The organism is Luteimonas sp. MJ250, assembly GCF_039548455.1.
GTDB lineage: Bacteria > Pseudomonadota > Gammaproteobacteria > Xanthomonadales > Xanthomonadaceae > Luteimonas.
In genome coordinates, this window is record NZ_JBCLVB010000012.1 from 197,498 (window position 1) to 220,593 (window position 23,096).

General features: G+C 67.9%; 23 protein-coding genes. 9 read left to right on the forward strand and 14 right to left on the reverse strand.

Going from position 1 to position 23,096, the window contains the following annotated elements; all coding sequences use genetic code 11:
* Positions 1–123: 123 nt before the first annotated feature.
* Entirely contained in the window at positions 124–789 is a 666-nt protein-coding gene (locus WCE37_RS10605) for a response regulator (protein ID WP_343279331.1), read from the forward strand.
* Positions 786–2,135 carry an ATP-binding protein gene (locus WCE37_RS10610; RefSeq protein WP_343279332.1) on the forward strand — a complete coding sequence of 450 codons (1,350 nt, stop codon included), beginning with the start codon at positions 786–788 and terminating at the stop codon, positions 2,133–2,135. The genes WCE37_RS10605 and WCE37_RS10610 overlap by 4 nt, the downstream gene beginning before the upstream one ends.
* 98 nt (positions 2,136–2,233) lie before the next feature.
* Here WCE37_RS10610 and WCE37_RS10615 read toward each other — a convergent pair whose 3' ends face one another.
* Both WCE37_RS10615 and WCE37_RS10620 read right to left on the reverse strand, forming a co-directional pair.
* Positions 2,234–3,013 (reverse strand): sulfite exporter TauE/SafE family protein, encoded by a 780-nt coding sequence (locus tag WCE37_RS10615; RefSeq protein WP_343279434.1) that lies wholly within the window; start codon positions 3,011–3,013, stop codon positions 2,234–2,236.
* 2 nt (positions 3,014–3,015) lie between these two features.
* On the reverse strand, positions 3,016–3,363 hold the full coding sequence (locus tag WCE37_RS10620) for a metalloregulator ArsR/SmtB family transcription factor (RefSeq protein ID WP_343279333.1): 348 nt from the start codon (positions 3,361–3,363) through the stop codon (positions 3,016–3,018).
* A gap of 138 nt (positions 3,364–3,501) precedes the next feature.
* On the opposite strand from WCE37_RS10620, the gene WCE37_RS10625 reads away from it, so the two are divergent.
* Positions 3,502–3,948, forward strand: a complete 447-nt coding sequence (locus WCE37_RS10625) for an MBL fold metallo-hydrolase (RefSeq protein ID WP_343279334.1) — start codon at positions 3,502–3,504, stop codon at positions 3,946–3,948.
* A gap of 524 nt (positions 3,949–4,472) precedes the next feature.
* On the opposite strand, the gene WCE37_RS10630 is transcribed toward WCE37_RS10625, so the two are convergent.
* Genes WCE37_RS10630 through WCE37_RS10660 form a run of 7 tightly spaced genes read right to left on the reverse strand, consistent with a single transcriptional unit; the run spans position 4,473 to position 10,868 of the window.
* Complete coding sequence (locus WCE37_RS10630; protein ID WP_343279435.1) at positions 4,473–5,861, reverse strand: ATP-binding protein; 1,389 nt, start codon at positions 5,859–5,861, stop codon at positions 4,473–4,475.
* 17 nt (positions 5,862–5,878) lie between these two features.
* Positions 5,879–6,553, reverse strand: coding sequence for a response regulator transcription factor (locus WCE37_RS10635; protein WP_343279335.1), 675 nt, complete (start codon positions 6,551–6,553; stop codon positions 5,879–5,881).
* A 21-nt stretch (positions 6,554–6,574) separates the two neighbouring features.
* Positions 6,575–7,240, reverse strand: a complete 666-nt coding sequence (locus WCE37_RS10640; protein ID WP_343279336.1) for a hypothetical protein — start codon at positions 7,238–7,240, stop codon at positions 6,575–6,577.
* Positions 7,221–8,060 carry an SDR family oxidoreductase gene (locus WCE37_RS10645; RefSeq protein WP_343279337.1) on the reverse strand — a complete coding sequence of 280 codons (840 nt, stop codon included), beginning with the start codon at positions 8,058–8,060 and terminating at the stop codon, positions 7,221–7,223. Before WCE37_RS10645 ends, WCE37_RS10640 begins: the two co-directional genes overlap by 20 nt.
* Positions 8,060–8,740, reverse strand: coding sequence for an iron-containing redox enzyme family protein (locus tag WCE37_RS10650; protein WP_343279338.1), 681 nt, complete (start codon positions 8,738–8,740; stop codon positions 8,060–8,062). The genes WCE37_RS10645 and WCE37_RS10650 overlap by 1 nt, the downstream gene beginning before the upstream one ends.
* Positions 8,737–10,215 (reverse strand): AMP-binding protein, encoded by a 1,479-nt coding sequence (locus tag WCE37_RS10655; RefSeq protein WP_343279339.1) that lies wholly within the window; start codon positions 10,213–10,215, stop codon positions 8,737–8,739. The genes WCE37_RS10650 and WCE37_RS10655 overlap by 4 nt, the downstream gene beginning before the upstream one ends.
* Positions 10,212–10,868 (reverse strand): thermostable hemolysin, encoded by a 657-nt coding sequence (locus WCE37_RS10660; protein ID WP_343279340.1) that lies wholly within the window; start codon positions 10,866–10,868, stop codon positions 10,212–10,214. Before WCE37_RS10660 ends, WCE37_RS10655 begins: the two co-directional genes overlap by 4 nt.
* 231 nt (positions 10,869–11,099) lie before the next feature.
* Here WCE37_RS10660 and WCE37_RS10665 point away from each other — a divergent pair, with 231 nt between their 5' ends.
* Positions 11,100–12,347 (forward strand): thymidine phosphorylase, encoded by a 1,248-nt coding sequence (locus WCE37_RS10665; RefSeq protein WP_343279341.1) that lies wholly within the window; start codon positions 11,100–11,102, stop codon positions 12,345–12,347.
* A 78-nt stretch (positions 12,348–12,425) separates the two neighbouring features.
* On the opposite strand, the gene WCE37_RS10670 is transcribed toward WCE37_RS10665, so the two are convergent.
* Together WCE37_RS10670 and WCE37_RS10675 are read right to left on the reverse strand one after the other, a co-directional pair.
* Positions 12,426–14,849 (reverse strand): cation-transporting P-type ATPase, encoded by a 2,424-nt coding sequence (locus WCE37_RS10670; RefSeq protein WP_343279342.1) that lies wholly within the window; start codon positions 14,847–14,849, stop codon positions 12,426–12,428.
* Positions 14,833–16,233, reverse strand: coding sequence for an MBL fold metallo-hydrolase (locus tag WCE37_RS10675; RefSeq protein WP_343279343.1), 1,401 nt, complete (start codon positions 16,231–16,233; stop codon positions 14,833–14,835). Before WCE37_RS10675 ends, WCE37_RS10670 begins: the two co-directional genes overlap by 17 nt.
* A 144-nt stretch (positions 16,234–16,377) precedes the next feature.
* On the opposite strand from WCE37_RS10675, the gene WCE37_RS10680 reads away from it, so the two are divergent.
* From WCE37_RS10680 to WCE37_RS10700, 5 genes are all read left to right on the forward strand, one after another.
* Entirely contained in the window at positions 16,378–16,770 is a 393-nt protein-coding gene (locus WCE37_RS10680) for a hypothetical protein (RefSeq protein WP_343279344.1), read from the forward strand.
* 170 nt (positions 16,771–16,940) lie between these two features.
* Complete coding sequence (locus tag WCE37_RS10685; RefSeq protein ID WP_343279345.1) at positions 16,941–17,963, forward strand: zinc-dependent alcohol dehydrogenase; 1,023 nt, start codon at positions 16,941–16,943, stop codon at positions 17,961–17,963.
* A gap of 169 nt (positions 17,964–18,132) precedes the next feature.
* Complete coding sequence (locus WCE37_RS10690) at positions 18,133–19,308, forward strand: ATP-binding protein (RefSeq protein WP_343279346.1); 1,176 nt, start codon at positions 18,133–18,135, stop codon at positions 19,306–19,308.
* 229 nt (positions 19,309–19,537) lie between these two features.
* Entirely contained in the window at positions 19,538–20,308 is a 771-nt protein-coding gene (locus WCE37_RS10695; protein ID WP_343279436.1) for a glycosyltransferase family 2 protein, read from the forward strand.
* Positions 20,309–20,346: 38 nt separating this feature from the next.
* Positions 20,347–20,634: a lipid-A-disaccharide synthase N-terminal domain-containing protein gene (locus tag WCE37_RS10700; protein WP_343279437.1), complete on the forward strand. Its 288-nt coding sequence runs from the start codon at positions 20,347–20,349 to the stop codon at positions 20,632–20,634.
* 69 nt (positions 20,635–20,703) lie between these two features.
* On the opposite strand, the gene WCE37_RS10705 is transcribed toward WCE37_RS10700, so the two are convergent.
* The 3 genes from WCE37_RS10705 to trxC all read right to left on the reverse strand — a co-directional run bounded on the left by WCE37_RS10705 (position 20,704) and on the right by trxC (position 23,060).
* A complete protein-coding gene (locus WCE37_RS10705) occupies positions 20,704–21,300 on the reverse strand; it encodes a GNAT family N-acetyltransferase (RefSeq protein ID WP_343279347.1) in 597 nt (198 codons plus the stop codon).
* 192 nt (positions 21,301–21,492) lie between these two features.
* A complete protein-coding gene (locus WCE37_RS10710) occupies positions 21,493–22,620 on the reverse strand; it encodes an FAD-dependent oxidoreductase (protein WP_343279348.1) in 1,128 nt (375 codons plus the stop codon).
* The gene (gene trxC, locus WCE37_RS10715) at positions 22,617–23,060 is read right to left on the reverse strand and encodes a thioredoxin TrxC (protein WP_343279349.1); all 444 of its coding nucleotides are present in this window, start codon (positions 23,058–23,060) and stop codon (positions 22,617–22,619) included. Before trxC ends, WCE37_RS10710 begins: the two co-directional genes overlap by 4 nt.
* Positions 23,061–23,096: the final 36 nt, after the last annotated feature.

Below are 23,096 nucleotides of genomic sequence, written 5' to 3' on the forward strand. Positions count from 1 at the left end.
GCGGGGCATCATCGGTGCCTGGGGTTAAGTGGGAATTAAGTGCGTTGGCGCGGTGCATGGCGTGTGGTCCGCCAGGGATGTCTGCGCTACGGTGGCGCCACCCCTTTGCCTGGAGCGCCGCCGATGCGGGTGCTGGTCGTCGAGGACGACGGACTCATCGCGCGCGGCATCGTGTCCGGCCTGCGCGCCTACGGCATGACCGCCGACAGCGTGCCGAACGCGGCGCAGGCGGCGCTTGCGCTGGGCGCCGGGCAGTTCGATGCGATGGTGCTGGACCTGGGCCTGCCCGACGAGGATGGCATGCAGGTGCTGGCCCGCATGCGCCGGCAAGGCGACACCTTGCCGGTCCTGCTCCTGACCGCGCGCGACGCCATCGAAGACCGCATCGCCGGCCTGCACGGCGGCGCAGACGACTACCTGGTGAAGCCTTTCGACCTGGGCGAGCTGGTGGCCCGCCTGCATGCCCTGGTCCGCCGCGCTGCCGGCCGCAGCGTGAACCTGATCGAAGCCGGCACGCTGCGCCTGGATCCGGCCAGTGGCCAGGCCTGGCTCGACGGAGCACCGGTGGAGCTGTCCCGACGCGAGACCGAGCTGCTGGCAAGCCTGATGCAGGCCGGCGGGCGCTGCCTGTCCGGTGAACAGCTCAAGGACCAGCTCTACGGCCTTGGGCAGGACGTGGGCAGCAACGCGATCAACGTGCATATCCACAATCTGCGCCGGAAGCTCGGTGCCGGTGTCGTGGACACCGTGCGCGGGCTTGGCTATCGCTTTGGCAAGGCCGGCCGATGAGCCTGCGACTGCGCCTGGTGCTCACCATCGGCATCGCGCTGGCGGTGCTGTGGAGCGGGGCGGCGGTGTGGATGCTGCGCGACCTGGACCGGCACCTGCAGCAGACGCTGGATGAGCGCCTGTCGATGTCGGCACGGATGGTGTCGGGACTCCTGGCGCAGTCACCGATCGGCGAAGGCGACGCGCCGGCGATGAGCGTGCGCGACGCGGTCACCGTGCCCGGCAGCCGCGGCATGGCGTGCCAGATCCGTTCGCTGCGCGGCGAAGTGGTGGCGGTGACCCGCGGCGCCCCTGCGCTGGCGATGTCCGCAGCTGCACCCGGCTATCGCACTCAGGCGGTGGATGGAGTGGAGTGGCGCACCTACACGCTGCAAAGCGACGGGTACAGCATCACCACCGCCGACAGCCTGGACGAGCGCCTGTCCCTGCGCCGCGGAATCGCGCTCGCAGCCGGACTGCCGTTCCTGATTGCCGCCGTGGGCGGCCTGCTTGCACTCTGGATTGGGGCAAGCCGTGGCCTGGCACCGCTCGAGCAGCTGCGCAGGACGCTGGCGCAGCGCGAGCCCGACAGCATCGCGCCGGTCGAGGTCCGCTCACCGCCCACCGAACTCCGCCCGCTGATCAACGGCTTGAACCGCCTGTTGCAGCGCATCGGGCAGGCGATGCAGCGCGAACGCAGCTTCACCAACGATGCCGCGCACGAACTGCGCACCCCGTTGACTGCGATCGACACCCATCTCCAGGTAGCGCGGCTGACCACGGGGGCGGAAGCGCAGCAGGCGCTCGCCGATGCCGACGAGGGCGTACGCCGCATGCGTTCGACGCTGGACCAGCTGCTGATGCTGGCGCGCGTCGAGGGCCGGCTCCCGTTCGACGAGGGCGACCTGATCGACGCTGACGAAGTGGTGGGCCGGGCCATCGAGGCGAACGCGGCGAACGCCCTGGGGCGTCTTGTCCGCAGCGGCACTGGCGGTGCATCGCTGCCGGATGTTCCGCCGGCGCTGGCCGTGGCGGCACTGCGCAATCTGATCGACAACGCCTTGCGCTACTCGCCCACGGGAAGCTCCGTGGAGGTGGTCACCCATAGCGATGGCACGAGTGTCCGTTTCCGGGTGATCGACCAGGGACGGGGGCTTGATCCGGGTGATGCCGAGCACGCCATGCAGCGGTTCTGGCGCGGGCAGGGTGGCGGTGGAAGCGGCTTGGGCTTGGCGATCGTCGACGCCATCGCGACCCGATATGGTGGGCAGGTCACGTTGAAGTCGGGCGAGGCCAATGGGGCGGTCGCAGAGCTGGTGCTCCCTCTGAGACAGGACGGAGACGGACGCCGCGAACGCCTGGCTTGATCTTGACGTTGACCAGCGTCTCTCCCACGCGTTCTGCAATGAACGTGCACGTGCTTCCGGCGAAGGCTGCCCCGATCAGCCGACCCGTCGGCTGGGCCTCAGGTCCAGCCAAGCTCACCGGCCGTTCGATAAAGCATGTAGAGCGCGACGAAGATGATCAGGCCGGCAAGGACCAGAGTGAGCACGCCTTTGCGGTCAGCGAGGCGCGTCGCCAGCCGCGTGCCGGACAGGCTGCCGATCGCACCGCCTGCAATGAACACCGCTGCGATTGGCCAATCGACGAGCCCGGCACTGGCGTAACTCAGCGCGGTCGTCAATCCGAAAGCCGCCACTGCCACAAGTGACGAACCGACCGCGAAAAGAATCGGCATGCCGGTCGAGGCGATGAGCCCGGGGACCACGAGAAAGCCGCCGCCAATCCCGAAGAAGCCCGAGAGCAGACCAGTCCCGGCGCCCGAGCCCAAGAGCTTCAGCGCGTTACCGCGATTCAGCACCACCGCCGGATTGCCCGGGCGCCCGCGCGAGCGGAACATGAGACCTGCGACGAGCAGCATGAGCAACGCGAACAGGGCGAGCAGCATCTGCCCGTCCATTGCCCTGCCGAGCATCGCACCCGTCCACGCGCCGGCCACACCGGCGGTAGCGAAGGTCGCGGCACACCGCCACTTCACATTGCGCTTGCGGGCGTGGCTGCCGAGGCCGATCAGCGCGTTCGCTGCAACGGCGAGCGCGCTGGTTCCGATCGCCACGTGTGGATCGTCCACTCCGACGAAATAGACCATCAAGGGAACTGCCAAGATCGATCCACCCCCTCCCACGAGCCCCAGCGTGAATCCAACGGCACTGCCCGCCAGCGCTCCGAACAGGAGTTCAAGGATGGTCACGCTTTGTCCTCCACGCTCCGGCAGTAGGCGGCATACAGGACGTCGAGCACCCAAGCGGCAGGGTCCTCGGCGAGCGAATAGATGATGGTTTGGGCTTCGCGCCGCGTATTCACCAGCTCCATGTCCCGCAGGATGGCCAAGTGCTGCGAAAGCGCGGACATGCTCAGCGAGGTGATGGGCTGGAGCTCACCGACCGAACGTTCGCCTTCTGCGAGCTGGCAAAGCACGAGCAGGCGGGCAGGATGCGCCAACGCCTTCAGCAGTGCGGCGGCTTCATCGGCGTGCTTCGCCATGTCGAAGGGGGAGGGCGGAGTGCCGGAAATCGTCTTCGGTGAACGGGTCATGGCAGATACTTTAGAGAACTCTTGACAGTAATATTAGATAAACTAATGTAGAGTTATCTAACATAAAATTGCAAGGAGCCCGAAGTGATTCCGCGGGTGACCAACTTCTTCGATCCGGCGACATCCTCCTTCACCTAAGTGCTTTATGACCGCGACGGTGGCCATGCGGCCGTAATCGATCCGGTGCTCGACTACGATCCCGCCAGCGCCCGCACCTCGACCGGGTCAGCCGAACGCGTGCTCGAATTCGCGCGCTCCCATGACCTGCCCGTGGACTGGATCCTCGAGACACACGCACATGCCGACCACCTTACGGCCGCCGCCCACCTCAGGCGGGGAACCGGGGCGAAGGTCGCGATCGGCCGTGGCATCACGCAGGTCCAGGACAGCATCCATGGGGGTCGGAACGTCGGCGAGGACACGTTCGTGAAGATGCGTACCCGGCGTGACGCGACGCTCGCGCCGCCGAAACTGATCCTGCCGGCGCTGCAGGTGAACATTCGTGCCGGCGAACTGCCGCCTCCCGATATCAACGGCGTCCGCTACCTGCGGCTTCCGCTCAACCAGCTCGGAGATGGCCATTGACGATACGGCAAGGCGGCTGCCGTCAGGCGGATCCTCGGCGGCGTCGTGCTTCCGAAATCCATGAAGAAGTCCTTGCCCGCCCGCGCTGGAGCACATCGACGCGCGACTGCTGACCGGTGCTTCGCAACTACTGTGCTGCGTGCAGGGGGACGTCGTGTGGGTCTGTGCTTCATAGATCGCCGGACAGAATCCTGAGTGTCCGCTATTTGCCGCAAGCGGACGTCGCCAGGGTGGCGCCCGACCTCGCTATGCCGTTGATCCCCAGTACTGATGCTCGCGCTCTCGACAGTAGTACTGGCTCTGCAAGCTACACAATCAACAAGCAGGCGGCGCGCTGGGTTCACGGCAACGACCGTATTGGAAAGGTCGAGGAGGCCGCACAGGCAAGTTTGGGGAAGGGCGACAAGGACCGACGGGTGGCTTTTCCATCTAGGGCCAAGAGCTGACTGCAGCGAAATCGCGCCTTCTTGCAACCTGTCCCACGGGAGGGTTGCACGGACTGCGTGGAATGCCTCAGTTGGCACTCACGAAGCCTCGGTTGCGCCGGCAGAGGGTAGGCTCACCGTCACACGAAGCCCGCCCAACGTCGGCGAGCTGTCGAGCGCGATGCTCCCTCCGTGCAGGTCCAGCACTTGGCGTACGATCGAGAGACCCAGCCCGCTTCCGGCCACGCCGGCACCCAGTTCCCGGTGGAAACGGTCGAACACGCGCTCGCGCGCATGTGCGGGAATTCCGGGGCCGCTATCCTCGACGACGAGTCTCGCTCCACCGTCCTCGCGCGCCACGCGCACTCGTACCGCACCTCCGACGGGGGCATGGCGGCAGGCGTTGTCCACGAGGTTCCCCACCAGGGCATCAAGCGCAGCCTCATCGCCGACGACATCGCAAGCTGCACCCTCGAGGCTGATGAAAGTCCCGCGTGCGGCATCAAGTGCACGCCTGTCGGCCAGGTGCGCTTCGGCAAGCGCGTGCAGGTCGACGTGGTGCGGAGACCAGGTTCGCGCTCCCGGTTCGACGCGGCTCAGCTGGAGCAACTGCTCCACCAGGCGTTCGATGCGCGATACGGCGACATCGAGCTGCTGCTGCGTCGTCACACGATCTGCCGGATCGGTCGAGGCCTTCAGATTGTCGGCATGCAGCTTGACCGCGGCGACGGGGGTGCGCAGCTCGTGCGCTGCATCGGCAGTGAAGCGTCGCTCGCGCTGGAACGAGGCATCCAGGCGCACGAGGAGCCGGTTGATCGCAGTGATGAGCCCGTGTACCTCACGCGGAACACCGTCTGGCTTCAGCGGGCGCAGATGGTGGGCCGCGCGTGCTTCAACCTGGTCCGATACCCGCAGCAGGCCACGCAGGCTCCAGCCGACCAGCACCCAGACCAGTATCGCCATCAAGGGGATGGCCAGGAGCAGGGGAAGCAAGGTGCCTTCGGCAAGGTCTCCGGCCAACTCTGCGCGGATGTCGGCGCGTTCCCCGGACTGATACCAGTATCCGCCTGGCGAACGAAGCGTGAACGTGCGCCAGTGCGCGTCGTCGATCACGACATTCGCGAACCCAGGCACCAGCGGCGCCAGCGGCGTCTCCGGACCGCTGTCCGAGCGCAACAGGATGTGCCCTGCCGCATCGCGGACCTGGAAGGCGAGCTTGGTTTCGTACGCATGCCCGGTGGGAAACGCAAGGGCGTCGCCGACGCCTTCCGCAGCGCCCTGCCAGACGGCGATGACCAGCGGATCGCCATTGGCGCCGTTGTTCCCGAGATCGCCAAGCGGCGCATCGACCAGGCTCATCAGCACGCGCGAAGAGTGGGCGAGTTTGGCATCGAACATCTCACCGGCTTCCTGCAAACCGGCGCGGTAACTGAATGCACCGGCGATGAGCATGACAAGCGACATCACGCCGATGAGTCCGACCAGCAGAAGGCGGCGGATCGATCTCATGCGTCGGTCCTGTCCACGTCTTCGAGCCCGTAGCCGACACCTCTCACGGTCCGGATCAGGCCCGGATGCAGGCGCTTGCGGAGATGGTGGACATGCACGTCGATCGCGTTACTGGCCACGTCGTCGTCCCAGCCGTAGAGACGCCTTTGGGCCGTCTCCCGGGACACGATGCGCCCCGGATGCTCCATCAGCAGTCGAAGGAGAGAGACCTCGCGTCGCGGGAGATCGACGACGCGCCCATGCCAGGTGACGGTCAACGTGGCAGGATCCAGCGCGAGTCCTCCGAACGAGAACGCGGGACGCGCCTGCCCGCTGCTGCGCCTGAGGAGCGCCCGGACCCGAGCAAGGAGTTCGCCGCTGTCGAAGGGCTTGCCGACATAGTCGTCTGCGCCAAGATCCAGGCCCATCATGCGGTCAGCGGCGCGCTCGCGGGCGCTCAACACAAGGATGGGCACGGTGGCGCCGGCGCGCCTCGCCTCGCGGATGACATCGAGGCCGTCCAGACGCGGAAGCCCCAGATCGAGGACCACGAGATCGATGCCGCCGGCCTTGATGGCTGCGAGCGCGCTGCTGCCATCCTGGAGCCAGTCGACTGCGTAGGCCGCGCGCCGCAACGCCGTGCGCAACCCTTCACCCAACGACGGATCATCCTCTACCAGCAAGATGCGCATTGGGTCAGTCTGTGACCAAGCTCAGCGGCTGGCAAGATGCCTGCGCACCTCGGCGAGCTTGCGTGCGGCCTCGCTGCGGCGACCGCGGTCGGCGACGTCCCTTCCGGCACGGGGCGGCGCGGCGATTGCCTTCTCGAACACCGTCGCGGCGCCGGCCCAATCGCCCTGGTCCCGGAGAAAATCGCCGTAGAAGTAGTTCGCATCGATATCGGTGGCATCGATCACGAGCGCGCGCTGCAGGTGCTCGCGTGCCTTGGCCTCGTTGCCAAACCCCAGCGGCCAGCCAGGCACCTGGTAGTACAGCGCCCCCAGGCTGGTATGCGCTGCGCCGCCGAGGGCTGCAGAGTCGAGCGCGATCGCAGCCTCGAAATCCCGCCGTGCCTGCTTGGCGAGCGACAGCGCGCCAAGACCCCCGCGTTCGCCGGCCAGGCTGGAACGCACGATACCGTCCCAGATCAGCGCGTCGGGATCGCGCGGTCGCGCTGCGACCACGGCTTCGGCTGTGGCGGCGAGGGCAGTCAGCGCTGCCTCGCGTTCGGGCTTCGGCGTGACGTACATGGTCTGTGCCCACTGATCACGAATGGCGACGACCGACGCGGCCGGCTCCGCGGCCGATGCAAGAGCGGAAACGGCGAGGCAGACGGCAAGGGCAATAGCGGCGAATCGCTCAAAGTGCGAGTGGATCATGACGATGCTCCTGGAAGGCGGCGGAGGCGAAGCCACCGGCGTGGTGGCGAATCAGCGGCAGTTGCCGCGCGAGGCTGCGGTCGACAAGGGCGGGCATCACGCCATTGAGGCGTGCGAACAGCGCTTCGGGCCAGCCGAGCTGACGGCGCCGGGTGCCGTGCTCGATCGCGCGCACCAGCGTCTCGGCGACCGCAGCCGGCGCATCGACGCGTGTGCCGAGTGCGTGGTTCAGCGCATTCACGGCCGGCGAGTTGAACGCGGTGTTCGTCGCGCGCGGCGCCAGGTACTGGAAGCGCACCGGGGTGTCCGCGTACTCCCGCCCCAGGCCCTCAATCAGCCCGCGCAGCCCGAACTTGCACGCGCTGTAGGCTGAGAATCCCGGAAAGGCAAGGCTGCCGAAAGTGGAGCCGATGGCAACCACTGCGGCCTGGGGATGCGATTGCAATACGGGCAGCAGGCCACGGATCAACTGCATGGGCGCGATGAGATTGGTCTCCACCAGGGCCGCGAGCTCGGCGTCGTCCTGGGTCGGGAACAGGCCGAACGCGGGCCGGGCGTGAGCGAGCAGCAGCACCGATGGCGAGGGCACCAGCGTGCGTACGCGCGCCAGCAGGGCCGCGCGATCAACGGCCTCGGTGAGATCGGCGGCGAACGGAGTGACCGCGCCTGCCGGGTGAGCCCGCGCCAGCGCCGACAACCGGGCCGCATCCCGCGCGACCGCCAGCACGTGCGCACCGCGCGCGACCAGCGTGGCCACCAGCGCCACACCGATGCCGCCGGTGGCGCCGGTCAGCAGCACGGTTGTGTCCTGGAGCTCCATCACGCGGCCTCCGCGCGGCGCACGTCAAGGCCGGGCGCGTGCAGCGTGCGGAACACGTCGGCGTACAGCACATAGAAGCGCCGCGCCGCGCGGACCACCGCAGCCTGGTCGTCCCGGTCGTTCAGGCGGTTCATCAGGCTCTGGAAGAAGCCGGCGTGTTCGATGTCGAGGTCGCCATGGGACAGCAGGTAGCTGAAGGCTGTGCGCGGGAGGCCTAGCGAGCTTTCGATGCTGGTGGCCGCGTGCGTCGCCAGCGCGACGCTGGTGCCCTCCAGCACCAGCACCATGCCGAAGAAGCCGACGGGGTTGCCACGCGCGATGGTGTCGTAGGCGTACGCGACCATCAGCTCGGTGGCCAGCGACGGTTCCGAGGCAGCAGCGGCCGCGCGGTCGGCATCGCAGGCGGCGATGTCGTCGAGTACCCATTCCTGGTGGCCCATCTCCTCCTCGATGTATTCGCCGATGGCGGTCCGCAGCCATTCCAGCCGCGCCGGGAGGCGTGCGCCGCATGCCATCAGGAGCGGCACGGTGTGGCGCACGTGGTGGTAGGCCTGGGTCAGGAAGTCGACGTAGGTCTCGCGCGTGATGTCGCCGGAGAGTGCGCGCTGGATGATCGGCAAGGTGACGAGCACAGCGCGCACGTCGGCGGTTTCGGCCAGCAGGCGGTCATGAAAGGTCATGCGTTCAGTTCCATGGGAAGTGGAGTGGGGTCGAGCTCGTCATAGGCGTGGGCAATGGCGTCGACGTGAGCCCGCGCGATCACATCGCGCCGCGGACGGCCGTTGTCGGTGAGGAAGCCGCCCGCGGAGGAGAACGGTCGCGGGGCCCGGATCACGTGGGCGACCCGCGCGTAGTCCGGCAGGCCGGCATTGACGGCGTCCAGCGCGCTTTGGACGGTCGCGGCGTCCGCTTCGGGATCTCGCAGCCACGCAACGGCGACGTTGAACGGCCGGCCCTCGCCCAAGACGACCGCCTGTGCGAACAAGGGGTGCTGCAGCAGTTCGCCCTCAACCCATTCGGGAGAGATGTTGCGACCGAAGCTGGTGATGAACATGTGCTTGCGACGGCCGGTGACGTGGACGAACCCGTCGTCGTCGACATGGCCGAGATCGCCGGTGGCGATCGGGCCGGAGGGTGGGCCATCCTCGCCAAGGTACGACAGGCAGCGCACGCCCTCGACGTGCAGCTCGCCATCGACGACCGACACGTTCGCGTGCGGAAGCGGGCGTCCGACGCTGCCGGGCCGCACCGCACCTGGCCTGTTCAGGGCAACCACCGAAACACACTCGCTCAAGCCATAGCCTTCGAACACGGGCATCCCGAGCGCGGCCGCACGCGACAGCAGTGCGGGTCCGACGCGGCCGCCGCCGACTGCGACAAACCGCAGCGATGCAGGCAACGCGACTCCCTGCTCCGCGGCCATGACCAGGGCCGACAGCAGTTGCGGGAAAACGATGACGCTGTGTGGCGCGTAGCGATGCAGGGACGCGACCAGGCGCGTCACGTCGAGTCCCGCGGCGCCGCTGTAACCGACGTCGCCCAGCGGTGGCACTGCGATGTCCGCACCGGACAGCAGGGCGCCGTACAGGCCGGAGATGTTTTCCAGCAGCGTGGACAGCGGCATCAGGCACAGATGGCGGGTGGGTGCGAGGGGCCGCGCCGCGCCGACCAGCGCGCCTGCCACCGTCAGCAGTGCGGGTGCATCGATGCATACTCCCTTGGGCTGGCCAGTCGTGCCGGAAGTGAAGGTAATGCACGCGGTGCCGACGGGAAGCGGCGTGTGCCACGTGGCGAGAAAGCGCGCCCGCAGGCCGGGAACCAGGCGCACCGCGTCGCCGGCAGACGACCCATCGTCGGCCAGGACCAGGAGCTCGGCACCACTGCGGGCAAGTGCGTGCCTGGCCTGCGATGGGCTGAAGAACGTGGGGAGCGGGACGTGCACAAGCCCGAGCGCGCGCAGTGCGAGATCGAGCGCGAGCCAGTCCGGACCATTGTCGAGTCGGCTTGCAATGACGCGTGCACCACGGGCCTGCAGCGCATCGGCAATGGCGAGCGCGTGCGCGCGCAACGTCGCGCCGTCAAGGCAGCCGTCGCTGCCGAGCACGCGGGTCGTCGTCGTCTCCAACGACTGGAGCAGGTCGCCGAATCCCATCATCCGAGAGCCCCCATCACGACAGGATCCGGCTGCTTTACGCGCTGCGGCGCCGTCCTGGCCGGTGCCTGCAGAAACGCATGCGCCGCGGACAGGTCGCCGAACAGTACTTGCGGCTGCACATCGTAGTACCGCCCCCAGTCGCGGGCGTCGCCATGCAAACGCGAGCGGTCCGCGTCAGCAAGCACGATGGTATCCAGGTGCAGGCGATCGAACGCGTTGCGCAACTGCCGGGTGGCGGTGAACAGGACCCAGCGCAGCCCTGCCGCGTGCAGTGTCCCGGCAAGGTGCACGATCAACGCACGCGCGTCACCGCCACGCAACGCCGCGAGATTGCCCACCTCGACCAGCTCGCACCGCCGCGCGACTTCACGGCCATGGGCGGCGATCGCGGCCTCGGCCGGGCCGTCGAGGTACTGCTCGACAAACAGCGGGCCCTCGGAACCGAGGCGCAGGCCCACCGCGGCCTGCAGTCGCCCGGCATCGTCGCGGAAGGCCAGCAGATGCGGCAAAAAGCTGCGCAGCAGGGCGCCATAGCGGACGCGGTACGCGTGGCCGATGAAGTGTTCGACCTCGTCGCGTGCAGGGTCGCCAGGCTCAACGCATTCGCAGCGGGCCCAGGGGCGGGGGTGACGAATTGCAGATGGGGTATCCATGGGAGCGCATGCTGCGAGCGCCGGATTACCCCCTGATTAGCCCGAAGTTAGGACTTCGTTCGGAGAGATCGGTGCCGCGCTGGGCAGCACTCTAGGTCGTGATGGACCGGTTCTTGATCCCCGTCAGCATCTGGACGGCCAAATCGACTTGGGGTCGCAAGATGCCGGGACGATGTGAGCTCCTGACCTCGTCCGCACCGAAGCAGCGTTCTACGCGTTACCTAACCCACCATGAGTGCGCACGCCGCGGCCGCCGGGTCCACCGACCATGTCAGGGCGAAGGTCTTCGACATCCGCCTTGTCGAAGCGGACTTCGACGCGATCCTGCACGACCTGCTCGCATCGCGGTTGTCGGACCTTGAGATCGCCGCGTTCGCCACCGCCTGCGCGGGTGATCGGCTGGATCTCGATGAAACGGTCGCCCTGACGCGGGCGATGATCGCGGTCGGCGAGCGGCTCGACTGGGGCGACGGCTTCGTCCTCGACAAGCACTGCGTCGGTGGACTGCCCGGGAACAGGACCTCACCGATTGTCGTCCCCATCGTCGCGGCACTCGGGTACCGGGTTCCGAAGACCTCCTCCCCCGCCATCACCTCCCCGGCAGGCACGGCGGACGTCATGGCGACGATGACCCGTGTCGACCTCGGCCTCGACCTGATGCGGCGCGTCGTGGAGGCGCATGGGGGCTGCCTGGCCTCCGGGGGGCGGATGCATCTCAGTCTCGCCGACGACCTGCTGATCCAGGTCGAACGGCCCCTCGACTTCGACAGCGACGGCCAGATGGTCGCGAGCATCCTGTCGAAGAAGGCCGCGGCCGGCTCGACCCATGTGCTGATCGACATCCCGGTCGGTCCGACGGCCAAGGTCCGGACACACGCGGCGGCGGACGCCATCGCACGCCGGCTGGCCTTCGTCGGCGAGGGCGTGGGCCTGCGGGTCGGTATCCACCTGTCCGATGACCGACAGCCGGTGGGGTGGGGCATCGGCCCGACGCTGGAAGCGCGCGACGTGCTGGCGGTTCTGCGCAACGAGGCGGATGCGCCAGCGGACCTCCGGGAACGCTCGCTCGATGTGGCCGGGGCGGTCCTGGACCTCCTGCCCGGATCACAGCCCGGGGCAGGGCGCGCGCGGGCCCTCGACGTGCTGCAGTCGGGGCAGGCACTGCAGAAGTTCCTGGCCATCTGCGAGGCCCAGGGCGGATTCAGCGAGCCGCCGGCCGTGCGGTACGTGGGATCGTTTCGTGCCCAAGGCGATGGCGCCATCCTGTCCATCCACGACCGCCATCTGGCGCGTGTCGCGAAGCTGGCGGGTGCGCCGCGCGATCCGACGGCAGGCGTGCGCTGCGTCTGGCGCGTGGGTGACCGCGTGAAGCGTGGCGACGAACTGCTTGTCGTGCAGGCGGGCACCCGGGGTGGGCTGGACTTCGGACTCGCGTATGCCTCGGCCCATCCGGAGATCTTTGCCATGGGGTCCCACTGAGGGGCGGTCGTGCTGCCCGCCTGTCTGGATGACCGGACTGTTGCTGTGGAAGTTGCGGCGGGCGTCGGGCTGATGTGGTCACGCGGGTGGGCGAGCCGGTTGTGGAGGCGAGTGCCGCCCACGCAGCACCGACCCGAGCGCGGCTGCCGCGAGCAGCATCGCCGCGAACGGGACGATTGCACCCAAGGGTGGCACCGTGAGGTCCAGCAAGGCCGCGGCCGGCGGCCACAGCAGCATGCCGAAGCCGCCCACCGCCACCGCCGCGACCACACGGCGGGCAAGGGCGCCGCGCAGGCCGGACAGTCCTGCGGCGCTGCCAACGGCGACTGCGATCAGCAGGCCGGCCACCATCGACCGCGCCAGGCCGACGTCCTCGTCGATCCACATGAACCATCCGGCCATCACCGCCAGGGTCGCGAGCACGCCGCCAACCAGCAGCCACACCACCTGGCCGCGGTGGAAGATCCGTGCGCCAGCGGGTGCAAGGGCCGTCGGGACGTCGTCGGCCCCTTGCTGGAACGCCAGCAATGCAAGCGGGTGAATCGCCAGTTCCAGCAGCACGATCACCATCGGGAGATAGGGCAGCGGCTGCCCGGCAAGCGGCAGCACGGCCGCGGTCAGCACCAGCGGAATGTGCACGAGCAGCAGGAACGCGAAGCTCGCGCGCAGGTTGGTGAACAACTGCCGGCCCTCGGCAATGGCGCGCACCAGCGTGGAGAAATCGTCGTCGAGCAACACGATGGCCGCGGCGTCGCGTGCTGCACGGGTGCCGCGGCCGCCCATCGCGATGCCGACATCGGCGGCCCGCAACGCGGGGACGTCGTTGATGCCGTCGCCGGTCACCGCCACGCGTTCGCCCTGGCGCTGCAGGCGCTGCACGAGCACCAGCTTCTGCCCGGGAAGGCAGCGCGCGACGACGTCGGGCAGGGGCGCCTTGTCGGCAACCACCTCATCGCCCTGGCGCACACTCGGGTGGCCATCGCCAAGCCCGAGTTCGGTGGCAATCGCGACCGCGGTCGCCGGATGGTCGCCGGTGAGCATGATCACGCGGATGCCGTGGCGACGCGCCGCAGCCACGGCGTCGGCCACGCCTGGGCGCAGCGGATCCTCGAAGGCCAGCAAGCCGAGGAAGGTGTAGCCGTCGTCGGGTTCGGCGGTGGCTTCGCTGGCGACGCGCCGCTCGGCGCAGGCCAGCATCTTGTGGCCTTCAGCGGCCAGCGTGCCCACACGTTCCAGCCACTCCCTGGCCGCACCAGGCTCCAGGCTGCAGTGGCCCAGCACCGTTTCGGGTGCACCCTTCATGACCGCAAGGCGGCCGTCGGCGTCGTCGACCAGACCCACCTGCCGTCGGCGTGCCTCGCTGAAGGGAAACGTCAGCGCCGCCACCACGGTTCCTGCCAGCGCGACGATGGCCTCGTCGACCGGGTCGCGGCTGTCGGGTCCCGAGGCACCCGCGGCCGCGTGCAGCAGGCGCTCACGCGAGACGCCCTCGGCAGGAACGAGATGCGAAAGCTGCACCCGGCCCTCGGTGAGCGTGCCCGTCTTGTCGGTGCAGATGCAGGTGATACGGCCGATGTTCTCGACCGCCACCGCGCGCCGCACCAGGGCGCGCCGGCGCGCGAGACGGTAGACGCCGACGCCGAGGAAGGCTGCGAACACGAGTGGAAACTCCTCGGGCAGTGCGGCCACCGCCAGGGTGATCGCGGCAAGCAGCGCATCGATGAAGCCGAAGCCCTGCCAGAGGCGCACCACGGCAAGCAGCACGCACAGGCCCACGGCGACGGCCAGGAGCACGGCGGTGAGTCGCCTGATCGAGCGCTGCAGCGGCGTCGCCTCCTGCGCCACCGCCTGTGCGGAGCGCGCGAGCTCTCCGTACAGCGTGCCCGGGCCGGTCGCGGCGACCAGCAGCGCGGCCTCACCGGTCAGCAGGCGCGTGCCGGCGGACAGCCAGTGATCATTGGAGATGGTGCGGTCGATCGCACCCTCGGGCACCGGCTGCTTGCGCACCGGGAAGGATTCGCCGGTCAGCGCGGACTCGTCGATCTGGACGCCCTCGCCGGTGCTCAGCACGCCATCCGCGGGAACCCAGTTGCCGGCGCTGACAATGACGCGGTCGCCGGGAACCAGCCCGCGGCTGTCGATGGTGCGGCGGACGCCGTCGCGGATGACGTCCGCGTGGTCGGCAAGCCGCGCCGCGAGTGCGGCGGTACTGGTCTGCGTGCGCCCGTGCAGGAAGGCGTCCATGCCGAACAGCGGCACGATCGCCGCCAGCAGCACCAGGGCCTCGTTGCGTTGCCCCACCAGCACGAACAAGCCGGAACTGACCAGCAGGAACCACAGCATCGGGTCGGCAAGGCTGGCAGCGAGCAGGCGCCAGACACCGCCGCGCATCGGCGGCAGGATGTCGTTGGCGCCATGCTGCGCCAGGCGTGCAGCGGCCTCGGCAGTGGAGAGGCCACCCTGGGCGGTCGTCAGGAGTGCAGGATCAATCTCGTGCTGCATCGGCCGCAACGCCAAGGTCCACCCGCTCCATCTGGTCCGGAACCCGGGCATTCCAGCCGAGCTCCCGCCGCATGCGGGCGCGCAGGGTATCCGCGGCGGTCGGCTCGCCGTGGGTGACGTAGATGCTGGACGGCGGTGTTGCGGACCGGGCCAGCCAGGCCAGGATCTCGTCCGCGTCGGCATGTGCGGAAAACGACTGCAACTGCACGACCTCGGCACGGATGTCGACGTTGCGACCAAACATCCGAAGCGTTCGTTGGCCATCCCGCAGCGCGGCGCCGCGGGTGCCGCCGGCCTGGTAGCCCGACAGCAGGATCGCATTGCGCGGGTCCGGGCCGAAGGCCTCGACGTGGTGCAGCACCCGGCCCCCCGTCAGCATGCCGCTGGCGGAGATGATGACCATAGGTCCGCGGCGACGGTTCAGCGCCTTGGAGGCCTCGACGTCCTCGATGATCGTTGCAATGCCGAACAGCGCGTCACAGTCCTGCGCCGACAGCCGGTGTTCGCCGATATGGCTCCGATACAGCGACGTGGCCTTCGACGCCATCGGGCTGTTCAGGTAAACGGGCACGCGCGGGATCGTGCCACCCTGCTGGAGACGTGCAAGGTGGAGCAGCAGCTCCTGCGCGCGACCCACCGCGAAGGCGGGGACGACGGCGACACCACCACGCGCGGCCACGCGCCGGATCACCGTCGCGATTTCCGTCTCGCCGTCCACATGGGGATGGCTGCGGTCGCCGTAGGTGGACTCGCAGACCAGGACATCGCAGGGCGGAAGTGGCGCCGGCGGAGGGAGCAGGGCGTCCGCCGGACGGCCAAGGTCGCCGGTGAAGTGCAGTCGACGGCCGGCTACCGTGAGCGTCACCTGCGCGGCGCCGAGGATATGCCCGGCGACGATGAAGCTGGCGGACATGCCGCCCGGCAGCTCGAACTGCCGCCCGAATTCGATGGGGCGCAGCTGCCGGAGCGCGGCGCGCGCGGCCTCCTCGTCGTACAGGGGCTCCGGTCTGGCATGCCGCGAATAGCCCTTCAGCGCCGCGAACCGGGCCTCCTCTTCAAGCAGCCGGCCGCTGTCGGGAAGCAGCAGGCCGCAGAGATCGCGCGACGCGCGCGTGCAGTACACCGGCCCGCGAAAGCCTTCGCGGACCAGGCGGGGCAGATAGCCGGAATGATCGAGGTGCGCATGCGTCAGCACGACCGCGTCGATGGAATCCGCCGGAACCGGAAACGGCCGCCAGTTGCGCTCGCGAAGTACCTTGTAGCCCTGGAACAGGCCACAGTCGACAAGGACGCGGGTGCCACCACTTTCGACCAGGTAGCGCGACCCGGTGACGGTACCCGTGGCGCCGAGAAACTGGAGGGTGGGACCAGGGGATGGCAGCATCAGGGCCTCCTTGAGATGTCCACGCTGCGACTGCCACGAACTATGCGGGAACAATCTACGCCAAGTCAGCCGGCAATGAAGCCGGGAAGCCATGATCGGCCTCGAGGCGCGTGGCCTCACCACGTCGTTTGACTGGAGATCCGGATGAGTGAGCTCGCGACGCTTGCCCTGGCAGTATGGGCGGGAATCCTGGTGTTGGCCTTCGCCAATGGTGCGCTTCGTGAGGCCCTGTTGCTGCCGCTGCTTGGGAAGCGGATGGCCTTCGCTGCGAGCGGAATCCTGTTGGCCGCCATCGTCATCTGGGTGGCCTGTTTGGCAGCCTCCTGGATGGGCCTCCGGACCGGCGCCCAGGCCGCGGCCGTCGGGGCAGGCTGGCTGCTGATGACCATCGCGTTCGAATGCGGGCTGGGACTGGTGCAGGGAAAGGCATGGTCTGAGCTCCGAGCGGCGTACCGCTTCCGTGACGGAAACCTCTGGCCCCTGGTATTGCTGGCAACTGCATGTGCCCCTGCCGTCGCCTTGGTACTGCGCTGCTGACGGTGGCCCGGCAGGCAGTATCCGCGTTGAATCGTGGACCTGGCCAGCCGCTAGCCGCAGGATGGTCCCCGGGAGTTGGCCTGCCCCGATTGCTTTCTTCGTAGCCATAGCAATGCCCTTGCGTTCCTGGGAGCAGTAAGCAGGGGCAGCAGACACAGGAGGCAAGCCGAATGAGCACGATGCGGGCGGCGGTGGCTCGGCAACTGCGGGCGCCCTTGGGGTTGGAGGACATGCCCATCCCCTCCCCGGGCCCGGGCCAGGTTCTTGTCAGGATAGAAGCGTCAGGCGTGTGCCACACCGACCTGCACGCAATCGATGGTGACTGGCCGGTCAAGCCGACGCTCCCCCTGATCCCGGGGCACGAGGGCGTGGGCTATGTCGCTGCGCTTGGTGCTGGCGTCACCGGGATCCGCGAAGGGGATGCCGTCGGCATCCCATGGCTGCATGACGCCTGCGGCGTCTGCGAGTACTGCCGGACGGGATGGGAAACGCTGTGCGAGTCCCAGCACAACTCCGGCTACAGCGTGAACGGGACCTACGCGGAATACGCACTCGCTCAAGCCGCGTTCGTGGGACGCCTGCCGGCAAACCCTGACTTCGCGGCGCTGGCGCCGATCCTGTGTGCCGGTGTGACGAGCTACAAGGGGCTCAAGGAGACCGAGGTGCGGCCGGGGCAATGGGCCGCCATCTCGGGTATCGGCGGTCTGGGTCACCTGGCCGTGCAGTATGCGAAAGCGATGGGTCTGCACGTGGTCGCGCTGGATGTGTCCGATGAAAAGCTCAAGCTCGCCCGGGAATTGGGTGCCGATGCGTGTGTGAACTGCTCCGGCGAAGGCGCTGCGCAAGACGTCCTGAAGCTGACGGATGGCGGGGCGCACGGAGTCCTGGTCACGGCGGTCTCCCCCGCGGCGTTCGCCCAGTCCATCGGCTGCGTCCGACGCGGCGGCACGGTCGCGCTCGTCGGCCTGCCACCCGGCGATTTTCCGACACCGATCTTTCCCGTGGTCCTGAAGCGCATCACCATCCGCGGCTCGATCGTCGGCACGCGGCAGGATCTCGCTGAAGCCATCGAGTTTGCAACGGAGGGCAAGGTGGCGACCAGGTTCACCGTGGAGCCATTGTCGGCGGTGAACGAAGTGCTGGACCGCCTTCGCGGGGGACGCGTGGAGGGGCGTGTCGTGCTGAAACTCTAGCGTCGTCCCGCTGTCACCGGTCAGCCTCCCATCGGATGTCACTTCATAGCGCGGCGAGGGGCCATCCGTAACCGACTTCGGTGTGTCAAGGGCCCAAGCCAGGGGTTCGTCGTCTGATGCAGATTCGGTGGGGCGACCGTGATGGGGAGTGCGATGAAATCTGGAAAGGTTGACCCGAGCGTCGAATCCGACTCCCCAGGGGGGGGAGCCCGGGGAGCCCTTTCACAACTTCCTCGAGGCTGCTCCGGACGCGGTTGTAATCACCGACGACAGCGGGACGATTGTGCGGGTCAACAGGCAAGTCGAGGAACTGTTCGGATACTCGAGGGAGGACCTCATGGGTCGATCATTGGGGATGCTCATGCCGGAGAGGTACCGTGACCGACACGCTGTAAAAGCGCGTGCCTACAGTGCCGATCCCCGCCCGCGCCCAATGGGAAGCGGCCTCGATCTGTATGGCTTGCGGAAGGATGGCAGCGAGTTTCCGATCGACGTTTCCATCAGCCCGCTGCCCCCTGAAAGGGGACGTCTTTTCGCCAGTACCATCCGCGACGTCACGTCTCACCGGCAACTTGAGCAGGAACTGCGCCGGCGCTCTCGCGAACTTGAACAAGCCGACCGGCAAAAGGACGAGTTTCTCTGTGCGGTCGCACACGAGCTGCGTACTCCCTTGGCCGTGCTCAGTCTCGCCGCCCAGATCCTCAGGCGCCCTCAAATTGATGACCAGCTTACAGAACGAACTCTCTGCACTCTTGAGCGCCAGACCGCATACATGGCCCGCCTGATCGAAGATTTGCTCGATTTGGCCCGAGTCCGGAACGGCACCCTCATGCTACGTCAGGAACTTGTGGACCTGCGCACAGTGTTTGCAGATGCGATCGAAATGGCGCAACCCCTCGTAGAGAGCCGTGAGCACCACATGGACGTCAGCCAGGGTGTCGAGCCATTGTGGGTAAGTGCTGATCCCACGCGTCTGGTCCAGGTTGTGGTGAACCTGCTCACAAATGCGGCCAGATATACTCCAGAGGGGGGAAACGTTTGGCTTTCGGCTGCCAAGGAGGGTGGGGTAGCCACCATCCGGATTCGTGATGACGGATCGGGGATTTCGAGGGACATGCTGTCTCGGGTCTTCGAGCTGTTCACTCAGGCGGATAGCGCTGGAGGCCAGAGATCCGGTGGCCTGGGGGTCGGGCTCGCTCTGGTACAGAGATTGGTCGAGCTGCATGGAGGCACGGTGGAGGCAACAAGCGAGGGACCGGGCAGGGGAAGTGAGTTCATCGTGCGGCTCCCGCTGCTTCGCGGAGCGGCCGCCGGTGCAGACGTGCTTCCTATGGCGGACGACTAGCGGCGCCGTCCGCTGTTGGCCTGCACGCTGCCCGTGCAAATGAGAGAGAGCGTGGGCCAAGTATCCGAGAACGACGAGTCGCTTGCCGCGAACGGCTTGTACCATCACCCCCTGTTGTATACAGCTCCAGCGGATCCGATTTGGACACCTTCACCCGGTAGCGGACATGAGGTGTGCACGTGCTCTACAACGGCAGCCAAGATGGCTTATCCGGATGCTGCGCATGGCCATGAACAGTCACCGCCAAAGCGGCCCCTGGTCGTCCGAACTCAGCATTGTTGTTCCGGCATATAACGAGGCTGGCAACCTGCCGGCGCTGCTGGACGAGATCGACGACGCACTGCGCGACGTCGATCACGAAATCATCTGCGTCGACGACGCCTCGGACGACGGCACCGATGCCGTTCTCGCGGCCTGCGGCGCCACCCGGCCGCACCTCCGCGTGCTCCGCCACCGCCTACGCAGTGGGCAAAGCGCGGCGCTGCGAAGCGGTGTCAAGGCGGCACGCGCGGAGTGGATCGCCACGCTCGACGGCGACGGCCAGAACGATCCCGCCGACCTGCCCCGGCTGCTGCGGGCGCGCGCCGAGGCCGGGGCCGACGTACGGCTGTTGGCCGGCTGGCGCGTGAAGCGCGAGGACTCCGCCGGCAAGCGCTGGGCTTCGCGTTTCGCCAACACCTTGCGTGCGCGCCTGCTACACGATGCCACCCCCGACACCGGATGCGGCATCAAGCTGTTCGAGCGCGAAGCCTTCCTCGAGCTACCCGCCTTCGACCACATGCACCGCTATCTGCCGGCGCTGATGCAACGCGCGGGCTGGCGGACGCTGAGCGTGCCGGTCAACCATCGCCCGCGGCTGCACGGCCGGAGCAAGTACGACAACCTCAGCCGCGCACTGGTGGGAATCAGCGACCTGCGCGGCATGCTGTGGCTGCTGCGGCGCAGTGCCTGCGCCGTGGCCGATGAACGCATCACGCGTGACCTGGAGGTTCTGCCGTGAACGAGACCATCGCCGCCTTGGCGTGGACGGGCGTCGCCATGACGCCGTGGAAGCTGATCGGGCTGTCCGGCGCGATGCTGTTCGGGGCGCGCTGGCTGGTGCAGTTCGGAGCGTCGCGGCGCGCCGGCCGTGCCGTGGTGCCGCGCAGCTTCTGGATCATCAGCCTCTGCGGCAGCGGGCTGACGCTGTCGTACTTCATCTTCTCGGAGAAGCAGGACGCAGTCGGCGTGCTGCAGAACCTGCTGCCCGCGCTCACCGCCGCCTACAGCCTATGGCTGGAACTTCGGCCTCCGCGCAAGCCTGGCTTGATTCGAACGAGTGAATAGTTCTGCCGGCCGGCGCTGCGGCGGGGCGCATTCGCGTCGTGCGCCGGAAGAATCGGCGCAGCGAGGTAGTCAAGCCCGGTTGCCCCACGATGGCACGTGACGCTGTGCCCCGAGGGAGTCGTCCAGCCGCAACGTATAGATCACTTGGCGGGGATCGTTGGTATCGGAGCGCACGCTGAACCCAAGTCTTTTGGCAAGATCATGCATGTCGCGGTTGTTCGCGAGGTCGAACGAATCCATCGACCGCAGCCCACTGCGCTTCGCGATTTCGATCAACCGGCCCATGAGTGCGGAGCCCAGACCTTTGCGCTGCCAGTCATCCGCCACGACAACTGCGCATTCGCACCGCTCCTTGTCCGGCCCAACCGAGTAGCGGCTGACGCCTACGATGCGCTCGCCTGACATATCCGGCGAGAAGGCCGCAACCGCTACGTCGTTGACCTGATCGATGTCCAGGAGCTTCGTGATGAGCGCATCGTCCCGCTCCGAAACATGGCCAAGGAACCGGGCGCGGCGCGACTCGGGGGACAGGCTTTTGATGAATGCGCGTTCTGCGTCTTCATCGGAGCGGCACAGCGGCCGAATGATGACGTGGCAGCCATCGCTCAGACGCTCGATCCAGTGGCGAGGCTCCGTGGCAGGGGAGGTCTCTTCTGAAGACCGCATAGCGCACCTCAGGGAGAATTGGGACATGCCGAGGATGCACTGACATCCAGCCCGATTAATTGATCCAGATCAATAATGCATGCTGCGGTGGCGGTGGGGGAGTCGCTCCACAGAGCGCGGACCAACTGCCTATTGATGGATGAATTGAGCACCCTCTGAACTTCGTGTCTCCCGAAGGACAGGAGCGGGGGGTCAACGGTAAGCCTTGAGGTACCGCGCCTCGAAGTACTGCTTGAGCCAGTGGAAGCCGCGCGTTCGCGGCAATGCGAGATTCCGCCTGCCACGGCGGTAGACAAGCATGCCGCTGTCGAGCGCGTCGACGATACACACCAGTTCGGTCTTGAAGCCATGACGCGTGGGCTCGCCGCGTATTTCGGCTGCGATGTTCTTCGCGACGGCCCCGGCCTGCAGGTCCGCCTGGTGGGCCTGTTTGGCCATCCACTCGGGCCCGGGATAGCTGCCCGCGTCGCCAGCCACGTACACCTGCTCCATGCCGCGCACGCGGCAGCTTTCGTCGGCGGCCACGAAGCCGCCGTCCGACTGAGGCAGCGCACTGCCTTCCAGCCAGGCCGGGCCGGTCAGGCCGGGCATGAACAGGATCAGGTCGGCGTCGAACCCGCCGCCATCGGTCACCACCCGGCCGGGCTCGAAGCGCAGCGGCTTGTGGCCCAGGTGGGTGTCGATGCCCAGCGCCTGCATGCGCGCCAGCATCTTCGCCACCACTGCCGGCCCGAGCCGCTGCCCGGGCTGCTCGGCCGGATTGAAGAACATCAGCTTGAAGCGCTCGCGCCGCCCCTGCCGGCGCAGCAGGGTGTCGATGCCGAACAGGAACTCGAACATCGGCCCGCCGCGCACCGCGCCGGGCTCCTTCGGATTGCTGGAAAACCCGACCGCGATGGTGCCGCCGTCCATGGACGCGAGCCGGTCGCGGATCGATTCCGCAGCGGCGATGCCTTCGCAGGGGATGACCGCGTGCTCGATGCCGGGAAGCGTGCGCAGGTAGCGACCGCCGGTGGCGATCACGAGCACATCGTTGTGGATATCGCCTTGGTCGGTGGCCACGCGGCGCCCGCCGTCAAGCACCTGCAGCACGCTGCCGCGGTGCCAGCGCACGCCCTGGCGCTCGAAGAAGCGGGCCAGCGGGATGCGCAGGTCGTCGCCACTGCGCTGGCCCGAGGGCAGCCAGATCAGGCTGGGCAGGTAGACCAGTTCATTGCGCGGCGACACCACGGTGATCGCGTCGCGCACGCCCAGGGCACGCAGCCTGCGGATGGTGGTGAGCGCGGCGAAGCCGCTGCCGAGGATGGCGATGTGCTTCATGGGCGCGCCTGCTGCGAAGTGGCCCAACGCACGATGTCCGCGGCCTGCATCGCGCCGGACGTGCGCGCGATCTCGCGGCCGCCGTGGAACAGCGCCAGCGTGGGAATGCTGCGGATGCCGAAGCGCGTGCCCAGCGCGGGCTCGGCCTGGGTGTCGAGCTTGCCCAGGCGCATCCGCGGCTCCAGCTGCGCGGCGGCGGCCTCGAAGTGGGGCGCCATCATCCGGCACGGCCCGCACCAGGGTGCCCAGAAATCCACCAGCAGCGGCAGGTCCGAGCGCGTGGAGTGCAGGTCGAAGTTGCCCGCATCGAGCACGAGAGGCGCGGCGGTAAACAGCGGCTTGCCGCAGCGGCCGCAGGTCGGCCCGTCGGCCAGGCGCTCGTCCGGCACGCGGTTGAGCGCGCTGCAATGCGGGCAGGCGACCTTGAGGTGCGTGCTCATGCGCCGGCCTCGAAGCGGCTGGTGCGGCTGGTGCGG